At 62.5% G+C, this 26,070-nt stretch carries 25 protein-coding genes and 1 pseudogene; 11 read left to right on the top strand and 15 right to left on the bottom strand.

Annotated elements, in window-relative coordinates; all coding sequences use genetic code 11:
• The first annotated feature begins 27 nt into the window (after positions 1–27).
• The 3 genes from FJ941_RS05415 (at position 28) to FJ941_RS05405 (ending at position 2,490) form a co-directional block, all read left to right on the top strand.
• Positions 28–834: a DUF72 domain-containing protein gene (locus FJ941_RS05415; RefSeq protein WP_140503711.1), complete on the top strand. Its 807-nt coding sequence runs from the start codon at positions 28–30 to the stop codon at positions 832–834.
• A gap of 156 nt (positions 835–990) precedes the next feature.
• Complete coding sequence (locus FJ941_RS05410; protein ID WP_140503709.1) at positions 991–1,224, top strand: hypothetical protein; 234 nt, start codon at positions 991–993, stop codon at positions 1,222–1,224.
• 117 nt (positions 1,225–1,341) lie between these two features.
• The gene (locus tag FJ941_RS05405) at positions 1,342–2,490 is read left to right on the top strand and encodes a GGDEF domain-containing protein (protein WP_140503707.1); all 1,149 of its coding nucleotides are present in this window, start codon (positions 1,342–1,344) and stop codon (positions 2,488–2,490) included.
• Positions 2,491–2,536: 46 nt separating this feature from the next.
• On the opposite strand, the gene FJ941_RS05400 is transcribed toward FJ941_RS05405, so the two are convergent.
• The 6 genes from FJ941_RS05400 to urtA form a co-directional block, all read right to left on the bottom strand.
• Positions 2,537–2,713 (bottom strand): hypothetical protein, encoded by a 177-nt coding sequence (locus FJ941_RS05400; protein ID WP_084636783.1) that lies wholly within the window; start codon positions 2,711–2,713, stop codon positions 2,537–2,539.
• A gap of 261 nt (positions 2,714–2,974) precedes the next feature.
• Positions 2,975–3,670, bottom strand: a complete 696-nt coding sequence (gene urtE / locus FJ941_RS05395; RefSeq protein ID WP_140503705.1) for an urea ABC transporter ATP-binding subunit UrtE — start codon at positions 3,668–3,670, stop codon at positions 2,975–2,977.
• Between the two features lie 69 nt (positions 3,671–3,739).
• Complete coding sequence (gene urtD, locus FJ941_RS05390) at positions 3,740–4,486, bottom strand: urea ABC transporter ATP-binding protein UrtD (RefSeq protein WP_140503703.1); 747 nt, start codon at positions 4,484–4,486, stop codon at positions 3,740–3,742.
• 6 nt (positions 4,487–4,492) lie between these two features.
• Entirely contained in the window at positions 4,493–5,728 is a 1,236-nt protein-coding gene (urtC, locus tag FJ941_RS05385; protein WP_140503702.1) for an urea ABC transporter permease subunit UrtC, read from the bottom strand.
• Positions 5,725–7,341, bottom strand: coding sequence for an urea ABC transporter permease subunit UrtB (urtB, locus tag FJ941_RS05380; RefSeq protein WP_140503700.1), 1,617 nt, complete (start codon positions 7,339–7,341; stop codon positions 5,725–5,727). Before urtB ends, urtC begins: the two co-directional genes overlap by 4 nt.
• Positions 7,342–7,461: 120 nt before the next feature.
• The gene (gene urtA / locus FJ941_RS05375) at positions 7,462–8,739 is read right to left on the bottom strand and encodes an urea ABC transporter substrate-binding protein (protein WP_246672598.1); all 1,278 of its coding nucleotides are present in this window, start codon (positions 8,737–8,739) and stop codon (positions 7,462–7,464) included.
• 344 nt (positions 8,740–9,083) lie between these two features.
• Here urtA and FJ941_RS05370 point away from each other — a divergent pair, with 344 nt between their 5' ends.
• Entirely contained in the window at positions 9,084–9,491 is a 408-nt protein-coding gene (locus tag FJ941_RS05370; protein ID WP_140503696.1) for a hypothetical protein, read from the top strand.
• Positions 9,492–9,575: 84 nt separating this feature from the next.
• Here FJ941_RS05370 and FJ941_RS05365 read toward each other — a convergent pair.
• Together FJ941_RS05365 and FJ941_RS05360 are read right to left on the bottom strand one after the other, a co-directional pair.
• Positions 9,576–10,278: pseudogene (locus FJ941_RS05365) on the bottom strand (purine-nucleoside phosphorylase).
• 306 nt (positions 10,279–10,584) lie between these two features.
• The gene (locus FJ941_RS05360) at positions 10,585–13,161 is read right to left on the bottom strand and encodes an ATP-binding protein (RefSeq protein WP_140503694.1); all 2,577 of its coding nucleotides are present in this window, start codon (positions 13,159–13,161) and stop codon (positions 10,585–10,587) included.
• 329 nt (positions 13,162–13,490) lie between these two features.
• Between FJ941_RS05360 and FJ941_RS05355 the strand changes: the two genes are divergently transcribed.
• A complete protein-coding gene (locus FJ941_RS05355) occupies positions 13,491–14,228 on the top strand; it encodes a flagellar biosynthetic protein FliO (RefSeq protein WP_140503692.1) in 738 nt (245 codons plus the stop codon).
• A 116-nt stretch (positions 14,229–14,344) separates the two neighbouring features.
• Here FJ941_RS05355 and dksA read toward each other — a convergent pair whose 3' ends face one another.
• Positions 14,345–14,761 carry an RNA polymerase-binding protein DksA gene (dksA, locus tag FJ941_RS05350; RefSeq protein WP_027144926.1) on the bottom strand — a complete coding sequence of 139 codons (417 nt, stop codon included), beginning with the start codon at positions 14,759–14,761 and terminating at the stop codon, positions 14,345–14,347.
• Positions 14,762–15,037: 276 nt separating this feature from the next.
• On the opposite strand from dksA, the gene FJ941_RS05345 reads away from it, so the two are divergent.
• The 4 genes from FJ941_RS05345 (at position 15,038) to FJ941_RS05330 (ending at position 18,853) form a co-directional block, all read left to right on the top strand.
• Positions 15,038–15,541, top strand: coding sequence for a histidine phosphatase family protein (locus tag FJ941_RS05345; RefSeq protein ID WP_027144925.1), 504 nt, complete (start codon positions 15,038–15,040; stop codon positions 15,539–15,541).
• Positions 15,542–15,617: 76 nt separating this feature from the next.
• Positions 15,618–17,096: a YcjX family protein gene (locus FJ941_RS05340; RefSeq protein WP_140503690.1), complete on the top strand. Its 1,479-nt coding sequence runs from the start codon at positions 15,618–15,620 to the stop codon at positions 17,094–17,096.
• On the top strand, positions 17,093–18,178 hold the full coding sequence (locus FJ941_RS05335; RefSeq protein ID WP_140503689.1) for a TIGR01620 family protein: 1,086 nt from the start codon (positions 17,093–17,095) through the stop codon (positions 18,176–18,178). The genes FJ941_RS05340 and FJ941_RS05335 overlap by 4 nt, the downstream gene beginning before the upstream one ends.
• Before the next feature lie 123 nt (positions 18,179–18,301).
• Positions 18,302–18,853: a hypothetical protein gene (locus tag FJ941_RS05330; RefSeq protein WP_140503687.1), complete on the top strand. Its 552-nt coding sequence runs from the start codon at positions 18,302–18,304 to the stop codon at positions 18,851–18,853.
• A 105-nt stretch (positions 18,854–18,958) separates the two neighbouring features.
• Here FJ941_RS05330 and FJ941_RS05325 read toward each other — a convergent pair whose 3' ends face one another.
• The 3 genes from FJ941_RS05325 to FJ941_RS05315 form a co-directional block, all read right to left on the bottom strand.
• Complete coding sequence (locus FJ941_RS05325; protein WP_140503685.1) at positions 18,959–19,225, bottom strand: hypothetical protein; 267 nt, start codon at positions 19,223–19,225, stop codon at positions 18,959–18,961.
• A 178-nt stretch (positions 19,226–19,403) separates the two neighbouring features.
• Positions 19,404–20,603: an MFS transporter gene (locus FJ941_RS05320; protein WP_140503683.1), complete on the bottom strand. Its 1,200-nt coding sequence runs from the start codon at positions 20,601–20,603 to the stop codon at positions 19,404–19,406.
• Positions 20,604–20,662: 59 nt separating this feature from the next.
• Complete coding sequence (locus tag FJ941_RS05315) at positions 20,663–21,652, bottom strand: AraC family transcriptional regulator (protein ID WP_140503681.1); 990 nt, start codon at positions 21,650–21,652, stop codon at positions 20,663–20,665.
• 160 nt (positions 21,653–21,812) lie between these two features.
• Between FJ941_RS05315 and FJ941_RS05310 the strand changes: the two genes are divergently transcribed.
• Together FJ941_RS05310 and FJ941_RS05305 are read left to right on the top strand one after the other, a co-directional pair.
• Positions 21,813–23,648 carry a monovalent cation:proton antiporter-2 (CPA2) family protein gene (locus FJ941_RS05310; RefSeq protein ID WP_140503679.1) on the top strand — a complete coding sequence of 612 codons (1,836 nt, stop codon included), beginning with the start codon at positions 21,813–21,815 and terminating at the stop codon, positions 23,646–23,648.
• 16 nt (positions 23,649–23,664) lie between these two features.
• Positions 23,665–24,210 (top strand): DUF924 family protein, encoded by a 546-nt coding sequence (locus FJ941_RS05305; protein ID WP_140503677.1) that lies wholly within the window; start codon positions 23,665–23,667, stop codon positions 24,208–24,210.
• A 112-nt stretch (positions 24,211–24,322) separates the two neighbouring features.
• On the opposite strand, the gene folK is transcribed toward FJ941_RS05305, so the two are convergent.
• Genes folK through folP form a run of 3 tightly spaced genes read right to left on the bottom strand, consistent with a single transcriptional unit; the run spans position 24,323 to position 26,030 of the window.
• A complete protein-coding gene (gene folK, locus FJ941_RS05300; RefSeq protein ID WP_140503675.1) occupies positions 24,323–24,835 on the bottom strand; it encodes a 2-amino-4-hydroxy-6-hydroxymethyldihydropteridine diphosphokinase in 513 nt (170 codons plus the stop codon).
• A complete protein-coding gene (folB, locus tag FJ941_RS05295; protein ID WP_140503673.1) occupies positions 24,819–25,178 on the bottom strand; it encodes a dihydroneopterin aldolase in 360 nt (119 codons plus the stop codon). The genes folK and folB overlap by 17 nt, the downstream gene beginning before the upstream one ends.
• A gap of 3 nt (positions 25,179–25,181) precedes the next feature.
• Complete coding sequence (gene folP / locus FJ941_RS05290) at positions 25,182–26,030, bottom strand: dihydropteroate synthase (protein WP_140503671.1); 849 nt, start codon at positions 26,028–26,030, stop codon at positions 25,182–25,184.
• Positions 26,031–26,070: the final 40 nt, after the last annotated feature.

Raw genomic sequence — 26,070 nt, 5'->3', positions numbered from 1 at the left:
CGCTTTTAGAAATCCGGGAGAACGACAATGAGCACATCGGGAACAATCCGCGCGGGCATGGGCGGCTGGACCTTCGAGCCTTGGGACACGTCCTTCTATCCCGAAAAACTGTCGAAGGCGAAGCAACTGCAATATGCCGCCCGGCAGGTGCCGAGCATCGAGGTCAACGGCACCTATTATTCGAGCTTCAAGGAGCCGACCTTCGTCAAATGGGCCAACGAGGCGCCGAACGGTTTCGTCTATTCGCTGAAAGGCAACCGCTTCGTCACCAACAGGCGCGTTCTCGGTGAAGCCGGTGAATCGATGATGCGTTTCCTGGGTTCCGGCGTTGCCGCGCTCGGCGACAAGCTCGGGCCGATCCTGTGGCAGTTCGCGCCGACGAAGAAGTTCGATCCGGACGATTTCGAAGCGTTTCTGAAGCTGCTGCCGGAAAAGCAGGACGGCGTCGTGCTGCGCCACGCGCTCGAAGTCCGCAACGACAGCTTCATCGTGCCGGAATTCGCCGCGCTCGCGCGCAAATACAAGGCGGCGATCGTCTATGCCGACCATGCCAAATATCCCGATATCGCCGATATCACCGGCGATTTCGTCTATGCGCGGCTGCAGACCGGCAGCGACGACAATCCCGATTGCTACACGCCAAAGGGCCTCGACGAATGGGCGGCGCGGGCAAAGATTTGGGCGAAAGGCGAGCAGCCGTCCGATCTGCGCCGCGCCGACCCCGCCACCGACGCCCCGGTTCAGCCGCGCGACGTGTTCGTCTACTTTATCACCGAGGGCAAAGTGCGTGCGCCGTTCGGGGCGATGGCGCTGATGAAGCGTGTGGCCGATTAAAATGGCAAGCTTGCACCGCGGCCATGTCTTTTGACGAGGCTTCGAGGTCGGGTGTTGCTGCGTGTTCGGAACCCGCGGGGCATCTTGACCGTTTTGCCTATCTAGCCGAGAGCCGGTTTCCATGGCGCCCGGGGCGTTGGGCAAAAGCGAGGAGAGATGGCTATCATCCTCATCGGAGCGTTGCTGACCATAGCCGGCCTTGTGTACATGGCGGGCGCAGCCATCAGGCGCGGCCAGTTGAGCGGCGGCTCGGCCCCTGCGGGCTCGACGGGTCCGACGCTTGAGCCACCCCGGCGTGGCCTTCGTTTCCTAGGCCTCTCGCAAGATTGGCCGGGCTTGCTGATGATGGGGGTCGGCATCCTCATGCTGTTGGCGGTGGCAATTCTCTGACACGGAGAAATCCTGGCATTCTCGGCCCGTCGTAACCTTATTGACACTTCCTTGCCGCATGAATGCGCCGACGCCAGGCCGCAGAGCTGGAACCGCCGCCGGCAGGGAAAGAGGGGCATGTCGCTCGACTACACTTCACTCCTGCTGGCCGTCGGGTTCTCCGCCGCCTGCCTCAGCCTGACATTGTTCGGCATGTGGCTGACCGCCCGCTCGGAAAAATTCCTGCTGACATGGGCAATCAGCCTGGTGTTCGTGGTCGGCGATATTTTCATCTATGACGCCTATATCGACATGCCCGGGCGTCTGCTCGGCATCGCCACTTCAGCGTTCCTGCTGATCGGCTTTTCGGCCATGCTGGGTGCCGCCTATCAGTTCCGAACCGGCGGCTCGCCGTTGCCGCGGGCGCTGTCGGGTTGCGTTTCGTTGGCGATTGCGTTGCCTCCCATGGCTTTGGGCTATGATGGCCTCGGCTTCATGTTCGAGAACATGTTCGCCGCCTTGCTGCTGTTCGCCACGGCATTCGAATATTGGCGAGGCCGCGATGAGGCACCCGCCCTGACGATCGGCATCACCGCGCTCTATTCGGCCACGGCCACATCCTTCGCGCTCTGCGCCATGGTTCTTGCGTGGGATGGCAAACTGGTTCTGGGACACGCACCAAGCAACTGGGCCGAGGAGCTCAGCCTCATCGTGGTTATCGCCAGCATGACAGGCATCGGCGCGCTTTCGCTTGCCCTTAACCAGGGGCGCCTGGCGAGGTACCACCACCGCAACGCCCTGACGGATCCCTTGACCGGCCTGCTCAACCGGCGCGCTCTGTTCGACATGCACGGCGACGTCCCGGTCGGTGCCTTTACGGCGGTGGTCGTTTTCGACCTCGACAACTTCAAGACCATCAACGACGAATTCGGTCACGCGGCGGGCGATGAGGTGCTGAGGGTGTTCGCCAGGGAACTCGCCGGCAATCTTCGCCAGACCGACGTCGCCGCGCGCATGGGCGGCGAAGAATTCGCACTGGTGCTGAAACGCACTCTGCCGGAAACGGTCGAGCAATCGGCAGAGCGAATCCGGGCCGTATTCGCGACGCGGCTGATAGAAACCGAAAGCGGTTTGCTCACCTGCACGGTCAGCGCCGGGTTTGCCTTTGGCAGCAAGGAAGGGCTCAGCTTCGACAAGGTGCTCAACGCCGCCGACAAGGCGCTCTACGATGCCAAGCGCGGAGGCCGCAACCGCGTGACCGCCTCTCCCTTCCGACGCGTGAGCTGATCACGCGCATGGTGAGGCTGTGATTGTTGGATAGCGAAGGCTGCCCTTAGGCCGCCATGACGATTTCATTGAAGGCATCGAGGTCGACATAGAAGACCTTGGTGATCTCCTCGATCAGATCGTCGTAATCGCAGCCCTGTGATCTCAGGATGTTGATGGCGGCGATGATGTCGACGCGTTCGGTAAGCCGCCGCTTCTGGTAGTCCTCGACGTAACGTTCCATGGCTGTCCCTTAGCCTGTGTGCCCAAACGCGTTTGAACGACAATCAGATCGGGAAGCTAGGAAGCCTTGCTTGCGCGGAACTTGCAGAACCTTCGCCGCGCCTCGATCTGCGATACCAGACTGATACGGAAGCGGCCGACTCACAAAGCCTGGAAAAGACTAGCATGCGATATTGCGTGTGCCAGAGACGCAGATGATGGACGGAAGAAATATTGGACTTGCCAAGGACTTCAAATCTTCAAATGAAGTTCAGCGCCGATTCTAGACCGTAAGGAATTTGCGAACATCAGCCCGGTCCAAATCTTCCGCTGGGCCGGTGTGGACGATCTGGCCGCGGTCCATGATGTTGACCTCGTCGGCGAGTTCTCGGCAGAAGTCCAGATACTGTTCGACCAGAAGTACCGCGATGCCGGCTTGGTCGCGCAGGTAGTGTATGGCGCGGCCGATATCCTTGATAACAGAGGGCTGGATGCCTTCGGTCGGCTCGTCGAGCACTAGCAGCTTCGGCCGCATCACCAGCGCCCTGCCGATGGCCAACTGCTGCTGTTGACCGCCGGAAAGATCTCCGCCACGGCGGCCAAGCATCTGCTTCAGCACCGGAAACAGTTCGAAGACGTGCGCCGGCACGTTGCGGTCGGCGCGCCTCAAGGGCGCGAAACCGGATTCGAGATTTTCCCGCACGCTGAGCAGCGGAAAGATCTCCCTGCCCTGCGGCACGAATGCGATGCCCGACCGGGCGCGGTCATACGCCGCGCTCCGGTCGAGCGCCTTCCCCTCGAAGGCAACACTTCCGCTCGTCAGCCGGTGATGGCCGACGATCGATCTCATCAAACTTGTCTTGCCGACGCCGTTGCGGCCGAGCACGCAGGTGATCTTGCCCGCACCCGCCTTCAGCGACACGCCGCGCAGCGCCTGGGCGGCGCCGTAATGGAGCATGGCATTGGAAACTTCGAGCATGTCAGCGCCTTCTCCAGAAGCGAAGAAACGACATGTCGAAGTGATGGAATTGCACCCGCCAGACCATATTCATCTCCCCAGATAGACTTCGACGACGCGCTCGTCGGCCGAGACGAAATCGAGCGTCCCTTCCGACAGCACCGAGCCTTCATGCAGGCAGGTGACCTTCACGCCGAGCTCGCGGACGAAATTCATGTCGTGCTCGACGACAATGACCGAGTGGTCGCGGGCGATATCCCTGAGCAGCCGTGCGGTTTCCTCGGTTTCGGCATCGGTCATGCCGGCGACCGGCTCGTCGACCAGAAGCAGTTTCGGGTCTTGCGCCAGCAGCATGCCGATCTCGAGCCACTGCTTCTGGCCGTGGCTGAGATTGGCGGCGAGCTCGCGGCGCTTGTCGCCTAACCGAATAATGCCAAGGATGTCATCGATCTGCCGCGCCTCGGCGGCCGATTGGCGGTGGAACAGCGCCGGGAAGATCGAACGCGGCCCCTTCAGCGCCAGCATCAGGTTTTCTTCGATCGTGTGGCTTTCGAAGACGGTCGGCTTCTGGAATTTGCGGCCGATGCCCATCATGGCGATCTCGGCTTCGTCATGCCTGGTGAGGTCCACCTGGCCGTCGAAGAACACTTCGCCTTCATCCGGCCTCGTCTTGCCGGTGACGATGTCCATCATCGTCGTCTTTCCGGCGCCGTTGGGGCCGATGATGGCGCGCATCTCGCCCTTGTCGAGCACCAGCGACAGATTGTTGATGGCGCGAAAGCCGTCGAAGGAGACCGAGACGCCGTCGAGATAGAGGATGGTGTTGGATTTGCTCATGGTCGCTTACTCCGCCGCCTGCGGTTCGGAGTCGGACCAGGACCATTCGCCCGGATTTCGCGCCGGCGAGCGAGCGGGCTTCGACGTCGCGGACGCGGTCCCAACCTCGGTGCCGGCTTCTTCAGCGAGGGAAGCCGCGCGCAACGCCCTGGCATTGCCGCGCCAACTGTCCCACATGCCGATGATGCCCTTGGGCAAGAGCAAGGTGACGGCGACGAACAGGCCGCCGAGCGCGAACAACCAGAATTCCGGCAGCACGCCGGTGAACCAGGATTTCCCGGCATTGACCAGCAGCGCGCCGATGATCGGCCCGACAATTGTGCCGCGCCCGCCGACGGCCGCCCAGATTACGACCTCGATCGAATTGGACGGCTCGAACTCGCCGGGATTGATGATGCCTACCTGCGGCACATAGAGCGCGCCGGCAATGCCGGCCATGACGGCCGAGACGGTGAAGGCAAACAGTTTTACGTTCTCCGCCCGCCAGCCGAGGAAGCGCGTGCGGCTTTCAGCGTCGCGCACGGCCATCAGGAGCTTGCCGTATTTGGAGCCGACGATCGCCCAGGTGATGAAGACGGCGAGTGCGAGCATGATGGCGCTGGCCGCGAACAGTGCCGAACGGGTCGCATCGGCTTGCACGTTGAAGCCGAGAATATCCTTGAAATCGGTCAGGCCGTTGTTGCCGCCGAAACCCATGTCATTGCGAAAGAAGGCGAGCAGCAGCGCATAGGTCATCGCCTGAGTGATGATCGAGAGGTAGACGCCGGTGACACGGCTTCGGAAGGCGAACCAGCCGAAGATGAAGGCAAGCAGACCGGGCACTGCCAGGACCATGAGGCCGGCGAACCAGAAATGGTCGAAGCCGGTCCAGAACCAGGGCAGCTCCTTGTAGTTCAGGAACACCATGAAATCGGGCAGGATCGGATTGCCGTAGACGCCGCGCGAGCCGATTTGACGCATCAGATACATCCCCATCGCATAGCCGCCGAGCGCGAAGAAGGCGCCGTGGCCGAGCGAAAGGATGCCGCAATAGCCCCAGACCAGGTCGAGCGAGAGCGCCAGCAGCGCGTAGCAGAGATATTTGCCGGTCAGCGCCACGATGTAGGACGGCACGTAGAAGGCGCTGGTCGGCGAGACGGCCAGGTTGAGCAGCGGCACGATGACGGCCACGGCCAGCAGGACGAAAATGGTGATAGCGATACGGCGGTCGGCACCCGCGGCGAAGAAGCGTCCTGACATCATGCTTCCACCGCCCTGCCCTTGAGCGCGAACAGGCCTCGCGGGCGCTTCTGGATGAACAGGATGATCAGCACCAGCACGACAATCTTTCCGAGGACGGCGCCGGCATAAGGCTCGAGAACCTTGTTGACGATGCCGAGCGAAAAGGCGCCGACCAGCGTACCCCAGAGATTGCCGACACCGCCGAAGACGACGACCATGAAGCTGTCGATGATGTAGCCGCGGCCGAGATTGGGCGAGACATTGTCGATCTGGCTGAGCGCGACGCCGGCAATGCCGGCAATTCCCGATCCTAGCGCGAAAGTCAAAGCGTCGACCCACGGCGTCCTGATTCCCATCGAGGCGGCCATGCGCCGGTTGGCGGTGACGGCGCGCATCTGCAGGCCCCAGGGCGTGCGCTTCATCACGTAGAGCAACATGCCGAACACCGTGAGCGCGAACACCAGAATCCACAGACGGTTCCAGGTGATGGCCAGTTGCCCGATGTCGAAGGAGCCGGACATCCAGGACGGATTGCCGACCTCCTGGTTGGTCGGCCCGAAGATCGAGCGCACCGCCTGCTGCAGGATGAGCGAGACGCCCCAGGTCGCCAGCAGCGTCTCCAGCGGCCGCCCGTAGAGGAAGCGGATCACACCGCGCTCGATGATGAGACCGACGAACGCCGCGACCAGGAAGGCAAGCGGCAGCGCGATCACCAGCGACCAGTCGAACAATCCGGGAAAGGATGTCCGGATCACCTGCTGGACGACGAAGGTCGTGTAGGCGCCAAGCATCACCATCTCGCCATGCGCCATGTTGATGACACCCATGACACCGAAGGTGATGGCAAGCCCGATCGCCGCCAGCAGCAGGACCGAACCCAGCGAAATCCCGTACCAGATGTTCTGGCCGGCATCCCACAAGGCCAGCGTCGAATTGATGCTGGCGATCGCCGCCGTCGCCGCGTCCTTGACCGCGCCCGACGCACTGGCTTCGACCGAGGTGAGCAGCGAAACCGCATCGCGGTCACCACGCGTACCGATCAAGGCGACTGCGGCGAGTTTGTCAGCCTCAGGCCTATCGGACACAAGCACCGAGGCCGCACGAGCCTGTTCGAGCAGGGCCTTGACGCCAGCCACGGTCTCTTTGGCGATCGCCGTGTCGAGTGGCTCTATGTTCGAGGCATCGGGTGTTTTGAACATAGTGTCGGCCGCGGCCAGTCGTGCGGCCGAATCCTTGGCGCCAAGCGTCAACGTGCCCAGCGCGTCGCGGATGACGCGACGCAGCGTGTTGTTGACCTTGATCTTGGTGACGTCGTCCTTGGCAGCCTCGCCTGATGCGTCGCTGCCGAGCGGGTCGAAAAGCTGGATGCTTTCGCCGGCTTCCTTGCCGACGAAAACCAGGGAATCGGCCTTGCGGATATAGAGGTTGCCGTCGGCGAGTGCCGAGAGCGGCCTTTCGACCGTTGGATCGCCTGTGGCGGTTAGTTCATGCACCACTGCTCCGATGTCCGAAAAACCCTTGGCAGTAGCGAACTTGGCGATGGTGGCGCGCAGATCGGCTTCGCCTGCCCCCGACGACGACAGCATCGCCAGCAGGCACAACAGCGTCAGGCCAATCGTGCGGATCAAGGTCATCGGCTTTTGTGGACCCTTGGAGGGTTGAAATTAGGCGTCCGGACTGTGGAGGAAAAACGGCCCGGACGCGCGCGGTCTTGGGCATGGGCCTGAGGGCCCAGCCCGGCAGACCTGGGAGGATCAGTTTGTGCCCTTGCCGCCGCACTTGCCCGTGGCAACGTTGAAGTTGCCGCAGGACAGAGGCTTGCGCCAATCGGAGATCAGCTCCTTGGAGTCCGGCAGATAGTCCGACCATTCGTCGCCCATCACCAGGCCCGGTGTGCGCGAAACCGTTTCGAACTGGCCGTCGGCCTGGATTTCGCCGATTAGCACCGGCTTGGTGATGTGGTGGTTCGGCATCATCGTCGCATAGCCACCGGTCAGGTTGGGCACCGAAACGCCGACCATGGCGTCGATCACCTTGTCCGGATCGGTGGTGCCGGCCTTCTCGACCGCCTTCACCCACATGTTGAAGCCGATATAATGGGCTTCCATCGGATCGTTGGTGGTGCGCTTGTCGTTCTTGATGAACTTGTGCCAGTCGGCGATGAACTTCTTGTTCTCGGGCGTATCGATGCTCTCGAAGTAGTTCCAGGCGGCAAGATGGCCGACCAGGGGTGCGGTGTCGAGACCGGCCAGCTCTTCCTCGCCGACCGAGAAGGCCATGACCGGGATGTCCTCGGCCTTGATGCCCTGGTTACCGAGTTCCTTGTAGAATGGCACGTTGGCGTCGCCATTGACGGTCGAGACAACGGCCGTCTTCTTACCGGCCGAGCCGAACTTCTTGATCGCCGAAACCTCGGTCTGCCAGTCGGCGAAGCCGAACGGCGTATAGTTGACCATGATGTCTTCAGCAGCGACGCCCTTCGACTTCAGGTAGGCTTCGAGGATCTTGTTGGTGGTGCGTGGATAGACGTAGTCGGTTCCTTCGAGCACCCAGCGCTTCACCGAGCCGCCATCCTCGCTCATCAGGTAGTCGACAGCTGGAATCGCCTGCTGGTTCGGCGCGGCACCCGTGTAAAACACGTTGCGTTCGCTCTCCTCGCCCTCATACTGGACGGGATAGAACAGGATATTGTCCAGTTCCGAGAATACTGGCAGCACCGATTTGCGCGACACCGAGGTCCAGCAGCCAAACACCGCCGCGACCTTGTCCTTCGAGATGAGCTCGCGCGCCTTTTCGGCGAACAGGGGCCAGTTGGATGCCGGATCGACCACGACAGCTTCGAGCTTCTTGCCGAGCAGGCCGCCCTTGGCGTTCTGCTCGTCGATGAGCATCAGCATGGCGTCCTTCAGCGTCGTTTCCGAGATCGCCATCGTGCCCGACAGCGAATGGAGAATGCCGACCTTGATCGTGTCGTCGGCAGCCCTGGCCGGAGCGGCCATCAGACCAGCGGCAACCACGCTCGCCGTGAACATTTTTGCTATTGTCGAGAAATTACCCCTCATTACGGAAGACTCCCAAGCTGGTTGATTGCACCGCGACAATGCAATGCAACCCCCATGCCAACCGCTGAAGGTATGCCGAAAATAGGGAAATATCACAGCATTATCAGAGGGTTGTTATATTAGAATGAACAGATAGAAGAGAACCGGTTGAAAATTGACTGACGGAAAATTGCGCAGTGTAGAGCGCGTTTGCCTAATTTTAGCCCATTTTCTCCAAATGCCTATATTTTGGCCGTAGCACACGCGTCGTGGGCAACAAATGTTGCGGCGCGGCGCAAAAATAGGGCAAGCTTGTCGTTCAAGCGGACGGCATCATGACATCGGGCATCTCACGCATATTCATCGGCATATTGTCTCTGGCGGCGGCAACCGCAGCGGCGCGGGCCGACTTCAGTGACGGCAAGATGCCCGATGGCACCTATCACTGCGAAGTCTACCTGCTCGGCCTGTTCCTCAATCTCGGCGACATCACCATCAAGGGAAATGTCTACACGGGGCCCGTCACCTTCGGTACCGCCAAACAGGCTTACAATTACCAGATGGACGCAAACGGTGTGATCTCGTGGCTGGGCCCGCTGGGCGGCTACACCACTGGCGGCAACGCGCTCTCGATGACCCAGGCAACGCTCGACGGCCAGAGCCCGCCCTCCTTCGACATCATCATGAAGCAGCCTGATGGCGCCTTCACAGCCTCGACCTGCACCCGGGGAGGCAACCAGTAGGCCCTCGCCGCCATTGGCCCAGCGGTCTGCACGTCTTCGCGGCCACCGGCCATCCATGGCGGAGGTGCTGAAGCGCGAGGCCGCCTAGCGCCCTTGCGTGGCAATGTCGAGCGCCAGGCGGCTCATGTCGGTGAAAAGCTCCTGGCGTTCGGAATAGTCGGCCTGTTCGCCTGTGATAAGATTGTCGACGACGGTCAGCAGCGACAATGCCCTCGCGCCGAAATGCGCCGAGATGCGATAGAGCGCGCTGGTTTCCCAGCGCTCCGAGCGCCCTTGCATCGGCATAGCGGGCGGGCGCTTCAGGATGGTAGAATATGTCGGTGCAGGCTGTCAGGCCGGCGTGGTGGTCGATGCCGAGTTCGGTTGCCTTAGCCAATGCGCAAGCGAGCAGCGCCGGATCCGGGCCGACATCAGCTTCGTAAAGACCAAAGACCCTACCGCTCTCGGTGTCTTCAGGCCGTGCCGATTGCGAGATCACAATGCTGCGCAGCTTTGCCTCGGCGCTCAGGGTACCGCAGGTGCCGGTACGGATCAGTGTTCGGGCACCATAATAGTCAAGCAATTCATGCGCATAGATCAGGAACGACGAAACACCGATATCCGTCGCCTGAATGCTAACGGGCTTGCCGCGAAACAGGCCGGTAAAACCAAGAGCGCCGCGTCGACGATTGACGCAGCGCGGCGCGTCCAGGAAAGTCTGCGCCATCCACTCCGCGCGCTGCGGGTCGCCCGGCAACAAAACCGTGTCGGCGTAGTCGCCCTTGTCTGCCTCGATGTGTGGCGTCAACAGCTGCTCCCCCAAGCCCGCCTGCCATATTGTCAATAATCATGGCGTTGTTACGGCGTTGTGCAAGGGCGCGGCATCAGAAATACCTAGTGGATAGAATCTAACACTTGGTGCCCACGTCTGACCGCTGCAATGATTTCGCGGGTCCCGAGTTCAGAAGAATGGCCTCGACACCACGTAGCGGTTGATGGCGGTTTGGAGATCGACGATGCTTTTGAAGGCGCCGCGCTTGAGGCTTGTTGGATATTCCCTCCGGCGAATACCGGTCCGGCCCGCGACAGGCACTCTTCCGTCAGGTCCGAACCACTAGGATTCAAGCACATCCTTCACGATCGTGGCCAGTTGCTTGAGCGAGAACGGCTTTGGCAGGAAGCCGAAATGCGCCTCCGCCGGCAGGTTCCTGGCGAATGCGTCCTCGGCATAGCCGGAGACGAAGACAAACTTGATGTCCGGCTGGCGTTTGCGCAATTCACCGAGCAGCGTCGGCCCGTCCATTTCCGGCATCACCACGTCGGAAACAACGATATCGACCTTGCCGCCGAGCGCTTCGAACACTTCCAGCGCCTCGACGCCCGAGGACGCCTCGTGAACGGTGTAGCCGCGCGAGGTCAGTGCCCGCATGCCACCCATGCGAACCGCGTCCTCGTCCTCGACCAGCAGCACCGTGGCCGACCCGGACAGGTCCTTGGCATTGTCGACCGGTTTGGCCGGCGCCGTGGCCGGCGCTTCGCCGGGTTCAGCTGCGTTTTTCGCTTCAGCGATGTGACGTGGCAGGAAGATGCGGAAAGTCGACCCCTTGCCGAGTTCGGAATCACAGAAAATGAAGCCGCCGGTCTGCTTGATGATGCCGTAAACCATGGACAGGCCAAGGCCCGTGCCCTTGCCGACCTCCTTGGTGGTGAAGAACGGCTCGAAGATCTTCTTCAGCACGTCGGGCGCGATGCCGCTGCCGGTATCCTCGACTTCGACCACCACATAGTCGGCCGCGGTGAGTTCGCGATAGGCAAAGTTCTTGCACTCCTCGGCGGTCACGTTGCGGGTGCGCACCGTGAGATCGCCGCCGGTCGGCATCGCGTCGCGCGCGTTGACCGCCAGGTTAACCACCACTTGCTCGAACTGGCCGATATCGACCTTGACCGGCCACAGGTCGCGGCCGTGGTCGACCTTGAGCTTGATGTCGTTGCCGACCAGCCGGGCAAGCAGCATCCTGAGATCGGCGAGTACGTCGGTGAGGTTCAGCACTTCCGGCCGCAGCGTCTGCTTGCGCGAGAAGGCCAGCAACTGTCTCACCAGGGAGGCCGCGCGATTGGCGTTCTGCTTGATGTTCATGATGTCTGGGAAGGACGGATCCGACGGCCGGTGATTGGTCAACAGCAGATCCGATGCCATGATGATGGCGGTCAGCACATTGTTGAAGTCGTGTGCGATGCCACCGGCGAGCTGGCCGACGGCCTGCATCTTCTGGCTTTGCGCCATCTGCCCTTCGAGCGCCTTCTGCTCGGTCGTCTCGACGGCGTAGACGATGGCCGATTCCTCGGCTCCTTCGCCGCCGGTGCCGTCGGCAACGGCGTTGACGTAGAAACGGATGTGCCGCTCTTCATTGCCGGGCAGCACGGTGTCGATCGGTTCGATGTCGGCCTGCCGCTGCCGGGCTTTCTCGAACGCGGCTGCAAAGGCCGGCCGGTCGCGGTCATGGATCACGGTGTCGAGCCGCACGCGGCGATCCACGGCATCGCGGTCGACGACCGAGGAAAACAGCGAAAGAAAAGGTGCATTGGTGCGCAGGATGCGCCCGCTGGCATCGACACCGGCGATCGCCATCGGTGTCGAATTGAAGAAGCGGGTGAAGCGCACTTCCGAAGCGCGCAGATCGGCCGAGGCATCCTCGCCTTGCGTGCGGTTGAGCACGATGGTGCGTGTTGGGCCGCCGACGCCCTCCCGGCTGGCCGAAACGCGATGCATGAAGCGTACCGGCAGCGCCTCGCCGGTCATCGTCGTCAAGTCGAGATCGATGACCGCATTGCGCGTCGTGCCGGGATCCGCCTTGACGGAGCGCACCAGCGCCATGCCGTCGCCGGCAACGATATCTGGCAAGGTGACGGCGCCGGGCGTGAAGCTGGCAAGGTCGATGCCCAGCCATCCGGCGAGCGTGGCGTTGATATAGGTGACGCGGCCGTCCTGGTCGGCCGAAAAGAAACCGGCCGGTGCGTGGTCGAGGTGATCGATGGCCTTCTGCAGATCGAGGAAGAAACGCTCCTGCTCGGCCCGCTCCTGCGAAATATCGGCGAGCTGCCAAGCCAGCATCGGCAGCCGCTGGCCCGGGACGCTGAACGTGCGGGCGCGTGCCCGATACCAGCGGGCGCCCGGTTCAGCGCCGGGCCGGATCGATTGCGCGAGCCGGAACTCGCCGTCGCCCGGCTGCCCGTCACGCAGGCCGGACGCCAGCCGGTAGATGGTCACCGAGGCTTCGGGGATATCGGAGAGCAATCCTTCGACCGTCTTCAGGTCTGCGGCCGAGGAGGCCCCGGTCATATCGGCATAGGCCCGGTTGGCGTAGACGACGCGGCCTTTGGTGTCCGTGACCAGCAGGCCCTGTGACATCGAGTCGACGAAAGCCTTGGACAGTTCGTCGCCCGTCGAGCGCGGTGTGATCTGCACGAAGCCGATCGCGGTCGCGAACAGGAAGCCGACGCCGATCATCGCCAGCACGCCGAGCATGCCGAGCAGGAAGGGATCGCCGAGGCGCTCCCGGAAAAGGCCGAAGACGATTGCCGCTCCCGTCAGAACGACGATGAAGATGATAAGCCGGGTGACCGCGCCCGGTCGCGTATTCTGGTCGACGATCGGTACCGGATAGAAATCGCCGCGCGCTTCCTTGGCCATATGCCCCCTGCTCGTGAAATCCGAGTTTCCGACACCCGCCCCTAATGCATGTCGCCCAAAAGTGACTTCGGTTTCGCGAAAACGACATGCATGAAAAACAAGGACCTAAAGCGCGTCGCATGAATCTGCTTCAGCGCGACGCGCTTTAGCCGGTTGAATCACATTCTCCTAGTCCGGAAAAGGCCCGGGCGGCAAATGTCAGATAAAAATGATGTCGGCCGGCCTTCCCTGTGTTTCAAGCTGTTCACGATGAGTGAAAGGCAACTTGCGGTGGCCAGTCGCAACGGTCTAGTGTCGCGTCACTTTCCAAAACCGATCAGGGGAAACCAATGCAGTGGCTGGATAGCGTAGCGGGTCCCGGTTATGCGGCGGCACTCCTGTGGACCTTCGCGGCGCTGATCCTGCTGGTCATCGTTCTCATCATCGTCAGGCTCGTGCGCAACCTGACCTTCGGCACGTTTGTCGCGGGGGGCCGCAACCGCAAGACGCGGCTCGCTGTCATGGACGCCACCGCCGTCGACAGCCATCGCCGACTGGTGCTGGTGCGACGCGACGACATCGAACATCTGCTCCTGATCGGCGGCCCGACCGACGTTGTTGTCGAACGCGACATCCGCCTCGCCGCGCCGCGTCGTCCTGCGTTGACCGGAGATGGCGGCCTGCAGCCTGTCCCGGCGGCCGCGAAGCCGCGGCCGCCGCAGCCCGCTCCCGCGCCTCCCAGACAAGCACCCGCTCCACAGCCGGTGGCAGGACCCGCCCGCCAGCGCCCGGCAGCGCCGCCACCGGCCCCGGCTCCCACACCGAAACCAGCGGCGCAACCCTATCAGTCGACCAATGTCACGCCGCTGCCTGCCTATGGCTCCGCCAATGCCAATGCCGTCAGGCACGCGCCACAGCCGCCGCCGAGGCAGGACAGCATCGACGACACGCTGATGAAGGAACTCGAAGTTTCGCTAGACCAGCCCCAGTCCGGCGGGCCGGCCGACAAACCGGCAGCCAAGGCGCCGCCGTCGCTCGACGATGAAATGACCAGGCTTTTGGGCGAACTCTCGAGCCAGAAGAGATGATTTGCGCCCGGGCCGCCTGCCAGTGAATTGAACCAGTCGACGTTCAAGCGCGCGCCGACATCGAACAAAAATGGCCGGAGAACCGGCCATTTGGCAATCAATGCAGAGGCGATCTATCAGTCGTCGCGATAGACTTTTTCACGGCGCTCATGCCGCTCCTGCGCTTCGATCGACAAGGTAGCGATCGGGCGCGCGTCGAGCCGCTTCAACGCGATCGGCTCACCGGTCTCCTCGCAATAGCCATAAGTGCCTTCGTCGATGCGCTGCAGCGCCGAATCGATCTTTGAGATGAGCTTTCGCTGACGGTCACGGGCCCTGAGCTCAATGGCGCGGTCGGTTTCCGAAGAGGCGCGGTCGGCGAGGTCGGGATGGTTGGCGTTTTCCTGCTGCAGGATTTCGAGTGTTTCGCGCGCTTCGCGCAAGATGTCATTTTTCCAGGTGACGAGCTTCGAGCGGAAGTAGGATTTCTGCCGTTCGTTCATGAACGGCTCGTCTTCGGAGGGTACGTAATCGGCGGTAACGATGTCGTTCATTCGACTCACCCAACAGCCCCAAATTTGGCGCTTATATATTCGCCGCCAGACGCCTGCACAAGCGCAATCAACCGCCGACTCACGCAATTGTTAAAGTGTGTCTCCGGCCTTCGCCGGAGCGGGATAAATCTGTTTTGATGGCGAAAGTACGACGATGCTCGCCGATCGCCCTGCAAGTGATTCGCCGTGCCGAAGAACGCGCACCATTGTGCGCGAAGCTTTTCTCGTGGCTAATCGCGGCAGGACTTCGGCTTTTCGGGCGTCATTGGAGGTTGTGTGAGCAGGCTTTATCTGTTGCGACACGCCAAGGCCGGCTGGGCCTTGCCAGGCATGCGTGATTTCGATCGTCCACTCGACGCATCCGGCCGCGCCGATGCCGAAAAGATGGGGACCGCGATGCGATCCCGCTCCTATGTTCCGGACCTGACGCTGTGCTCCAACGCCAAACGCGCCAGGGAAACGCTCGAGGGACTGGCCGGCCAGACCGACACAGGCAAGGTGCTGTTTTTCGACACGCTCTACAGCGAAGACGCGGCCGGCTATCTCCGGCTCGTCCGGGATCATGGCGGACCCGGGTCATTGCTGGTCATAGGCCACAACCCGATGACTGAGGATCTCGCCATGGCGGTTTCGGGCGATGGTGGCGAGACGGAGCGGGCAATGCTCAATCATGGCTTTCCGACCTCGGGTCTCGCCGTCGTCCGTTTCCCCGGCAATCTGGCGAAAGCGGCCCAGGGAGCGGGTTATCTCGAAGCGTTCCTGACACCTGCCGATCTCTGATGCCGATTTCCAGCACCATTTCAAAGCCTGGTTCCAGCGCCTATATCGGACGGACGCAAGTCCGAGAGAGCACATTTTGGCATCATCGCTGACCACCTTCACCGACGAGGCAAGAATTGCCCTCGACACTTTGTCGGGACGTGCCACCGGACTTTTTTCTCCATCGCTGCGTCTGGGTGTCACGGGTCTCTCCCGCGCGGGCAAGACCGTCTTCATCTCGGCCTTCGTCCACAATCTGATCCACGGCGGACGCCTGCCGCTCTTCGAGGCGCAAAAATCGGGGCGGATCGCGCGCGCCTTCCTCGAACAGCAGCCCGACGATGCCGTGCCGCGTTTTCAGTACGAGGACCACATCGCCGCTCTGGTCAACGATCGCATCTGGCCGGACTCGACCCGCGCCATTTCGGAACTGCGGCTGACGATCGAATATGAATCGGCCTCCGGCTGGAACCGCATGTTTTCGTCAGGCAAACTGTCGGTCGACATTGTCGATTACCCCGGCGAATGGCTGCTCGACCTGCCGCTGCTCGGCAAATCCTTCGCCGATTTTTCGCGCGAAGCCCTCGAAATGGCCACGCTGCCAGTGCGCGAGGACCTTTCGCGGGCCTGGCGAGCGATCTCGGCGGAAATCGACCCGAATGCCGACGCCGACGAAATGACGGCACGCCGGCTGGCTGATAGCTTCGCCGCCTATCTCAAGGCATGCAAGCTCGACGAGCGGGCGCTTTCGACCCTGCCGCCCGGACGTTTCCTGATGCCCGGCGACCTCGAAGGCTCTCCCGCACTGACCTTCGCGCCGCTGGCAGGCCTCGGAGACAGGCGCGCGCGCAACGGCTCGCTGCACGCCATGATGGAACGGCGCTACGAGGCCTACAAGACGCATGTCGTCAAACCGTTCTTCCGCGAGCATATCACGCGTCTGGACCGCCAGATCGTGCTCATCGACGCCATGCAGGCGCTGAACGCCGGGCCTGGTGCCATGGCCGACCTGGAGCGCGCCGTCACCGAGATCCTGAGCTGTTTCCGTCCTGGCCGGGGCAGCTTCCTCACCGACCTTTTCTCCCGGCGTATCGACCGCATCCTGGTCGCAGCGACCAAGGCCGATCATCTGCACCACGAAAGTCATGAGCGGCTGCAGGCCATCGTGCGGCGCCTGGCTGACCGCGCCGTGGCGCGGGCGAATTTCACCGGCGCCGATGTCGACGTGGTCGCCATGGCGGCGGTGCGCGCAACCCGCGAGGGTACCGTAAAGCAGGGCCGCGAGACATTGCCTGTTATCATCGGCACGCCGATCGCCGGCGAGAAGATCAATGGCGAAACATTCGATGGAAAGACGGAAACAGCTATATTTCCTGGTGATTTACCGGAAAACATTGATGCTGTTTTTGACCTTTCGGGGTCGGACCACAGGCAGGACCCCACGGACCCGGCAATCCGCTTCGTCCGGTTCCGTCCGCCGAAACTCGAACGCACTGCCGAAGGTGTCACGCTGTCGCTGCCGCATATCAGGCTCGATCGCGCCTTGCAGTTCCTGATCGGAGACCATCTGGCATGACCGCGCCCCGCAAACCGGCGGCATTCCGTATCGAGCCGGAAGCCGCGCCGAAACAAGACGCGCCGCAAGCGCGCCAGGCCGAACCGCCGCGCAAACCGCGCCCGATGAAGGCCGATGTGGCGCTGGTCATCCCGGCGGAGGTCGACGTTTTCGACGAACCGGACATTGTTGCCGCCGAGCCACCGCCGGCGGTCGCCCCCAGAAGGCGCTCGGTTCTCGGCAGCATCTTTTTCGGCGCCTTCGGCGTGCTGGTTTCGCTGGCTGTCGGCCTGTGGACCGACCAGTTGATACACGATCTCTTTGCCCGCGCCGAATGGCTGGGCTGGCTGGCCGCCGGCATGGCGGCGATTGCGCTGCTGGCGCTTCTGGTGATCCTGATCCGCGAATTCCTGGCGATCGCCCGCCTCGCCGAGGTCGAAAAGCTGCAGAAGCGCGCGCTCAATGCCATCGCGCGTGACGATCCGAAGGCGGCACGCGCGGTGGTCGATGAACTGTCGGCCTTTGTCGCGGCCAAACCCGAGACCGCGGCTGGCCGGCGCGCGCTGGCCGAATTGCGCGGCGAGATCATCGACGGCGCCAATCTGGTGCGCCTGGCGGAAGCGGAAATCCTCGGTCCCCTCGATGTCAGGGCCAAGGTGATGATTCTCGAGGCCGCCAAGCGGGTCTCATTGGTGACGGCGGTGAGCCCGCGCGCGCTCGTCGATGTCGCCTATGTCGTCTTCGAGGCCGGGCGCCTCATCCGCCGGCTGTCGGAACTCTATGGCGGACGGCCCGGAACGCTGGGTTTCTTCCATCTGGCGCGCAGTGTGCTGGCGCATCTGGCGGTCACCGGCTCGATTGCCATCGGCGACAGCTTTGTCCAACAGATCGTCGGCCACGGCCTGGCGGCGCGCCTCTCGGCAAAGCTCGGCGAGGGCGTCGTCAACGGCATGATGACGGCGCGCATCGGCATCGCGGCGATGGAGACGGCGCGCCCCCTGCCCTTCAGCGCCGCCAAGCGCCCGGGACTGGGCGATTTTCTCGCCGCCCTGACATCGTTCGCGACCAAGAAAGACGCCGAAACAGCCGGCTCCGCCAAATAGCGTCCAGCTCTTTGGGACGGTGCTCGGATTGCGGTTTCGAAGGCTCCCGGTGACGAAGCATTAACCAATCTTCTTCATGGTCAAACCGGTTTCAAACAGTCTCGTTGTTGCCGGGTGTCGTCGATGAAAAGCGTAATTCTGTCCAGCATCCTGCCCCTGGCGGCGGCGATCACAGCGGTCGCCGGTATTGCCTCCGGGGCCTGCGCCGGAGAGCCGGACAAGCAGTTTTTCCACTCGGCCGAAGGCAAGTGGATTGGCCCCGGCGAGATCGTCGCCGGCAAGTACAAGGGCACGAAATTCAACTGCAGCTTCACCGGCGCCACTCCCGACGGCAAGATGGGCATGACGCTTGACGGCGGTTGCCGGGTCGGCATGTTCACCCAGCCGATGTCGGCCAAGATCGAGCGCAAGGGCCGCGACTACAAGGGTTCCTTCATGGGTGGCGCGGCCGGTGCCGGCCTCGATATCATCGGCGGCAATGTCGTCGACGCCCGCAAGGTCGTCTTCACCATCAACCGCAACCAACTGCGCGGCGTCATGCAGGCACGCATTCCCGACGACAATTCGATGACGGTGACGATCGCCGTGCGCGTTCAGGACCAGTTGGTGCCGGTCATCGGCATGAGTCTTAAGCGGGTCGATGCCGTCGAAGTCGGCTCCATCTCGCCGAACTGAGCGACGAAAATCGCTTCACACTTTCCTGGAATTGCTCGAATACACCCCAAAAAAACCAAAGAGGCGGCAGCCCATCGCCACCGCCTCCTTTGAAACAGTCGGGCGTCAGCCCTTGATCGCGGCGGTCACCTCGTCATACGCCTTGCAGGCGTCGGCCAGGGTCGTAGAGCCCTGATATTTGGTCGTCACCGCCTGGACCTTGGCGGTCAGGTCAGCCGCCTTGGAGGGATCCTTGGTGATCGCCTCCTGCAGCGCGGCGGCCATATCCTGCGCCTTCTTGGTCGCCATCTCGGTCGTGCATTCCGGCGCCTTCGAACAGGCGGAACCGGCAAGCACCGCCAGCCCGACGGCAACGAGCAAGAACTTCTTCATGTCAGTCATCTCCTCAAAAGGGTGGGACATGATCGCCGCGCACCCCCAATGGCCGAAGCCGAGCGTGCTTAGCCTTCGATTGCGGCAACAAGCAACGCGTTACCGACGTCAACTTGTGTAACGCGCCTGCAACATTGCCAACGGCCGGATTCAGGCTACTGTGTCGGTGGCGCAAAGTTCAGCTGCGCGGTTGTAGCAGTGCCAAGACGGCCGTCGATGCGGCAAGGATGGCAGTCGCAGTCAAAGGCGCTGTCGGGCCATAAGTATCCACAACATAACCGCCGACAACCGCGCCGATGGTGATCGCGACCTGAAAGGACGCGACCATCAGGCTGCCCGCTGCTTCCAGCGCGTCCGGCGCCGCGCGAGACAGATTTGTCGGCAGCACCACCGGCGCCATGCCGAAGGCGAAGCCCCATAGCGTGGCGAAGCCAAAGGCAACGCCGATGTGCACGCCCCAAAGCACCAATGCCAGCGCCGCGAACGCCATCAATGCGGCCGTAACCACGAGCGCCACGTGGATATTGGCGTCGGCCATGCGGCCACCGGCAATATTGCCGATCACAGCCGCGATGCCAAATCCGAGCAACGCCAGGGCAATTGGCCCGGTCGCAAGGAGCGTCACGTGTTCGAGAAACGGACGTACATAGACCGAGCCGGCAAAATGCCCCGTCATCAGCAAAAGGATAGCAAGCATACCGAGTTGAATGCCACGTCGCCGTGTCAGCCGAAGGACGTCTGCAAGACTATTGCTTGCCGTTGCAGGCAAGGTCGGCAGGCTGAGTAACTGCAGCAGCATGGCAAGCAAGGCCAACCCCGCCGTCATGGCCATGGCGCTGCGCCAACCCAGCCAGTCGCTGATCAACGCGCCCATCGACGGTGCGGCGATTGTTGCGAGCGAGACGCCGAGGGTGACGATAGCCATGCCCCGCCCCGTCGCATTTGCGCCAACCAGCCTCGCCACGACGGCTACCGAAAGGGCCCAGAAAGCGCTGAGAGCGATCCCCAGCCCGGCCCGGCCCAACAATAACAGCCAGAAATTGGGCGCCAGCGCCGCAAGAATGTTGGAACCGACCGCCAAGGCCATGAGGCCGACAAGCACCGTCTTGCGGTTCAATCGGCCGATGAGGACATTGCTCAACATGGCCGTCAAGGCGCCGACGGAAGCGGTGGCGGTGACCACCTGCCCGGCTGTCCCCTCGCTGATGCCGAGATCGCGCGCCATCGGCGTCAACAGACCTGCCGGGAGGAATTCGGCGGACACCAACGCAAAGCTGGTGGCCGCCAACGAAAGGACCGCGAACCATGTGGTTGCGCTCCACGTGGTCGGCGCGGCGTCTATCGCCGCGTCTTCAAGCTGTAATGTTGTGTCAGTCACGGAAGGATCTCCAAAGTTTGGAGATCTTCATAAACAAGTCTTTTCGGATGATATGTATCTCAAAATCCGAAATTCATGTCTATTCGTCCGGGAATTGTGCGACGCACAACGCCCGGCGAGACATTAGTGATGCGCTTGAAGGCGCGAGCGAAGGATGCCTCGGAATCATAGCCCAAGCGGGTAGCAACCTCGGCCACCGACAAGCCGTTTTGCCCCAACAAATCGCGGGCAAGCTGCATGCGCAGACGGGCGAGATAGCGTGCCGCGCCTTCTCCCAATACGGCACTGAAGCGCTTCGCGAAAATCGAGCGAGATTGGCCTGCCAGGCCGGCGAGGCTTTCGAGCGTCCAGTTATGGCCGGGGTCTCTGTGCATGGCTGCCAGAGCGCGGCCAATATGGGGGTCGCGGATGGCCGCGAGCCATCCGGTGGTCGAAGCCCCCGTGCAATTGACCCAGCAGCGAATGAGCCGGGCTGTCAGCAAGTCCGCCATACGAGACAAGATGGTGGCGCTGCCCATCTGCGGTTGCGCGGCTTCCGCGGTCATAGCCGCCAGCAAAGGACCAACGATCGCGTCATTGCCGGCCACGTCGCAACCCCTGATGATGGGCGGCATCAACGTAATTAGCGGGTTTAGCGCACAGGCACTCAAGGCCATGGAGCCGCAGAAAAGGGTGCTTGTCGCGCCTGTGCCTTCCCGCACCACTTCGCAGACGTTGCCCCCCAACTTGGTCACCTGGCAACGCTCGAGCGAGTCGCCCACGACGTCCGGCGCACTCGCCAGCCGATGGGCGATACCTTGCGGCAGCAGCACCAGATCGCCATCGCGCAACTCCTGCCAGCCTTGCGCTTCGGTATAAATCCAGCATGGACCCTGACCAACAAAGTGAAAACGAAGCAGCGATTGTTGCGGAAATTCTATGCTCCAAGGATGTCGGAGCTCGCAGCGACCATAATTGACGCCACTCAAGCGAAAGTCCTGTAGAACTTCGCTGAGCGCATCCATCGGGATGTGAGGCGGGGGACTCGGCCGGGACGAATAGTCAAGCATCTGGCTTATGTAGATACCAGTCGTCCGACAGGCAAGCGGAGACCGTTGTTCCACCAGGGGAATCGCTTCAACGGCACCTACCCGTCCTGGCAGGCTCCCCGCCCTTGCCTCCCCCTCCAACTGCATGCAAGGAGTGATGTCGGACACAGGGACAAGAGGCATGGCAGCGGAAGCATCAGGCAGCGATCTCATTCAGGTGGTGGCGCTGCTGGCGGCGGGTGTGGTGGCCGTCCCGATCTTCAAGCGCATGGGTCTCGGTTCGATTCTCGGTTACCTGGCCGCCGGCGTGGTGATCGGCCCATTCGGCATCGGTGTCTTTTCTGAATCGGGAGCCATCCTCCACGTCGCCGAACTCGGCGTCGTCATGTTCCTGTTCATCATCGGCCTGGAAATGCAGCCGTCGCGGCTCTGGGGCCTGCGCCGCGAGATCTTTGGGCTTGGCGCGCTTCAAGTCGGGGTATGCGCCGTGCTGCTGACCGGCGTCGGCATGGCCGGAGGGTTTCCGATCGCGCAATCCTTCGTCGCCGGCGCCGGTTTCGTGCTGACCTCGACGGCCATTGTCATGCAGCTTCTTGAGGAACGCGGCGAAATCGCCTCGCCCAAGGGCCAACGCATCGTTTCCATCCTGCTGCTGGAGGATCTGGCGATCGTGCCTCTGCTCGCCCTGATCGCTTTCCTGGCGCCCGGCGGTGCCGATACCAGCCTGTCGGAGCGGCTGACCGAGGTCGGCATCGGCCTCGCCGCGATCGTGGGACTGGTGGTGGCGGGACGCTATCTGCTCAACCCCTTCTTCCGCATCCTGGCGGATGCCCGTGCGCGCGAAGTGATGACGGCCGCGGCTCTTCTGGTCGTACTCGGGTCGGCGCTCGCCATGCAGCTCAGCGGCCTGTCGATGGCGATGGGCGCGTTCCTGGCCGGCGTGCTGCTCTCGGAATCGACCTTCCGCCATCAACTCGAAGCCGACATCGAGCCGTTCCGCGGCATCCTGCTCGGCCTGTTCTTCCTTGCGGTCGGCATGTCGCTCGATCTGCATGTGGTGGCCGCGAACTGGAAGCTGATCGCCACCTATGTCGTCGCCTACATGGTGATGAAGGCTTTCGACATCTACATCGTCGCCCGCATTCTGAAATCAGGCCACCGCGAGGCGCTGGAACGCGCGATCTTCATGGCGCAAGGCGGTGAATTCGCTTTCGTGCTCTATTCCGCGGCCGCCGCCGTGGGTATCATCGATGGCCAGGCAAACGCGACGCTGACGGCGATCGTCATCATCTCCATGGTGCTGACGCCGCTGGCGATCATTGCCTTGCGCTATTTCACGCCGCGCGACGAGCAGTCGCTGGATGGCGTCGAAGTCGCCGACGGCCTGACCGGCAGCGTGCTGGTCATCGGCTTCGGCCGCTTCGGCCAGATCGCGAGCCAACCCCTGCTCTTGCGCGGCATCGACGTCTCGATCATCGACAACGATGTCGAGATGATCCAGGCGGCCGCCGATTTCGGCTTCAAGGTCTATTATGGCGACGGCACGCGGCTGGACATCCTGCACGCGGCCGGGGCCGGCCGCGCGCGGGCCGTGCTCATCTGTGTCGACAAGCCCGACGCCGCCATCCGGATCGCCGAACTCGTCAAGGCGGAGTTTCCCTTGCTTACGGTGCTGGCACGTGCGTTCGACCGCGGCACGGCACTGCAACTCATTCGCGCCGGCGTCGACTATCAGCTGCGCGAAACCTTCGAATCGGCGCTCGTCTTTGGTGGCTCGACCCTCGAGGCGCTGGGCGTCGATCCCGAAGACGTCGCCGAAACGATCGAGGACGTCAGGCGCCGCGACACGGCCCGGTTCGAGACCCAGCTCGCCGAAGGCATCCGCTCGGGACAGCGTTTCCTGAAAGGCAATATCGGCACGCCGATCCCGGCCCCGCTTTCCACGCCCCGCCGTCCCGGTCAGGCGCTCAACGAGGAAACGGCCGGCGTCCTGCATAAATCCGAACCGGCGAATTGAATTGGGGAATCAGGCAATGGAACTGGACAGCAGAGCCCTGTCGGTCACCAAATTCTGGCGCGACGCCGGCGAGGATGCGTGGTTCGAGAAGAACAACGCTTTCGATGCCGATTTCCGCGACGGCTTCCTCGACCTCCATTACGCCGCCGCGCGCCGTGAATACGACGACTGGTCAGGATATGCCGAAGGCTCGCTGGCGCTGATGATCCTGCTCGATCAGTTTCCGCGCAATTGCTTTCGCGGCACCGGCCACATGTACGCGACCGACCCGTTGGCAAAGCATTTTGCGCAAAAGGCGGTCGCTGCCGGCCATGATATCGTGCTGGAACCGGAGGTCCGAGTGTTCCTCTATTTGCCGTTCGAACATTCGGAAAACCTTGCCGACCAGGAACTGTCCGTCGAACTTCACACCGCCAGGGCCGAGTTCAATCTGAAATACGCGCTGGAACATCGCGACATCATCCAGCGCTTCGGCCGTTTCCCGCACCGCAACAGAATGCTCGGCCGCGAGACGACTGCTGAGGAAAAAGCGTTCCTGGATGACGGTGGTTTCTCCGGCTGATACCGCCGGTCTAGAGCGGTTCAGTGATTGTTGGAATCGCCGAACCGCTCTAACTCTTTGTTTTCACGCAATTCCGGATGGAAAACCGCTACGCACTTTTCCTGGAATTGCTCTAGCGCAGCCACCAGTCGCGGCCGGACGGCAGCCGCTCGATGCCGGCCGCATCGACCGCGCCCAGGCGATCGACAACGCGTTTGCCGTCTACGGTAAGGTCCGGCGCGATCTCGGCCAGCGGCGCCAGCACGAAGGCGCGCTCCAGCATGCGCGGATGCGGCACTTCGAGGCCTGTTTCATGGATGATGCGGTCGCCGAACACCAGGATGTCGATGTCGATGAGGCGCGGCCCCCACCTCTCCTCGCGCACACGTTTGAGCTTTCGCTCGGCATCGAGGCAGAGGTCGAGCAATGTCCGCGGCGACAGCCGTGTCGACAATTCGGCGGCCGCGTTGAGGAAGTCCGGCTGGTCGAGCTTGCCCCAGGGCGGCGTCCGGTAGAGCGAAGAAACGGCGGCCACGTCAGTGTCGGTATCGGCGTCGAGCAGGCGCAACGCGGCCCCCATCGACTTGGCCGGATCACCGAGATTGCCGCCGAGGCTCAGATAGACGGTGTTACTCGGGCCAGACAACGGTCACCTCGACGTAATCGAGCACGCCAGGCACCGGGGCATTCGGCTTGCGAACGGTAACCTCGGCTTTGCGGATCTGGGGAAAGCGCCCGGCGAGAGCCTTTGCGACTTCCAGGGCCAAGGCCTCGATCAGGAAACGCCTGTGTCCAGTGATGATTTCCTCAATGACGGTGAAGGCGACGCCGTAATTGACGGTTTCCCCGATGGCGTCATCGACGAGCGCGCGTCCGGGCTCGACGGTGAGCGAGGCATCGACATAGAAGCGCTGACCGAGCGCTTCTTCCTCGTCCAGCACGCCGTGCCGGGCAAAGAAGGCGCAATTCTTCATGCGGATGACATACATGGCTCAGCGTTCCGATCCGGTTTCCCGCGCCAGCATAGCATCCGCCACGGCCAGCGCGTCCACGTTGATTGCGACATCATGGACGCGAAACAGATGCGCGCCCTTGAGCCGGAGAATGACGCTGGTCGCCGCCGTCCCGGCTGCCCGGTCGGCTGCATCGCGACCGGTGACGGTGCCGATGAAGCGCTTTCGCGACGTACCGGCCATCAGTGGGAAGCCGAGTGCATCAAGCTCGGAAAACCGTGCCATCAGGTCGAGGTTTTCCTCAGCCGTCTCCTTGGCGAAACCAAAGCCGGGGTCGAGCACGATCTGGTCGTCGGCGACACCTTGCCCGCGCCCGATCTCCAGCGATTTCCCCAGGAACGCCAGCTGGTCCGCGATCACGTCGGGAAGCTTCTCGCGATCCCGGCCGGTATGCATGATGACGAGCCCGGCGCCGGTTTCGGCCGCCACTCGCGCAATGCCGGGCTCGCGCTGCAGACCCCAGACATCATTGACGATGTGCGCGCCGGCGGCCACGGCGAGCCGCGCTGTCTCCGCACGATAGGTGTCCACCGAGATCAGCATGTCGCCCGCACGCGCCAGCGCCTCGATCACCGGCAGGATACGGGCCTGCTCCTCGGTGGCCGAGATCGCGGCGGCGCCCGGCCGGGTGGATTCTCCGCCGACATCGATGATTGCGGCGCCCTCCCCGATCATGCGGCGCGCCTGGACCAGCGCGGTTTCGGGAGCATCAAACCGGCCGCCATCGGAGAAGCTGTCGGGCGTGACATTGAGGATGCCGACCACCACGGCCTTGCCGCCAAGCCCGAGATGGCGCCCATGCGCCAGCTGCCATCGCCCCGCCGTCATTGCGCATCAACCATGGGCTCATCAACCAAGAGGTCATCAA

The organism is Mesorhizobium sp. B2-3-13 (genome assembly GCF_006442195.1).
Classification (GTDB): Bacteria; Pseudomonadota; Alphaproteobacteria; order Rhizobiales; family Rhizobiaceae; genus Mesorhizobium; species Mesorhizobium salmacidum.
The sequence above is the reverse complement of the archived record's forward strand: the minus strand, read 5'-3'. Positions and strand labels throughout refer to the sequence as shown.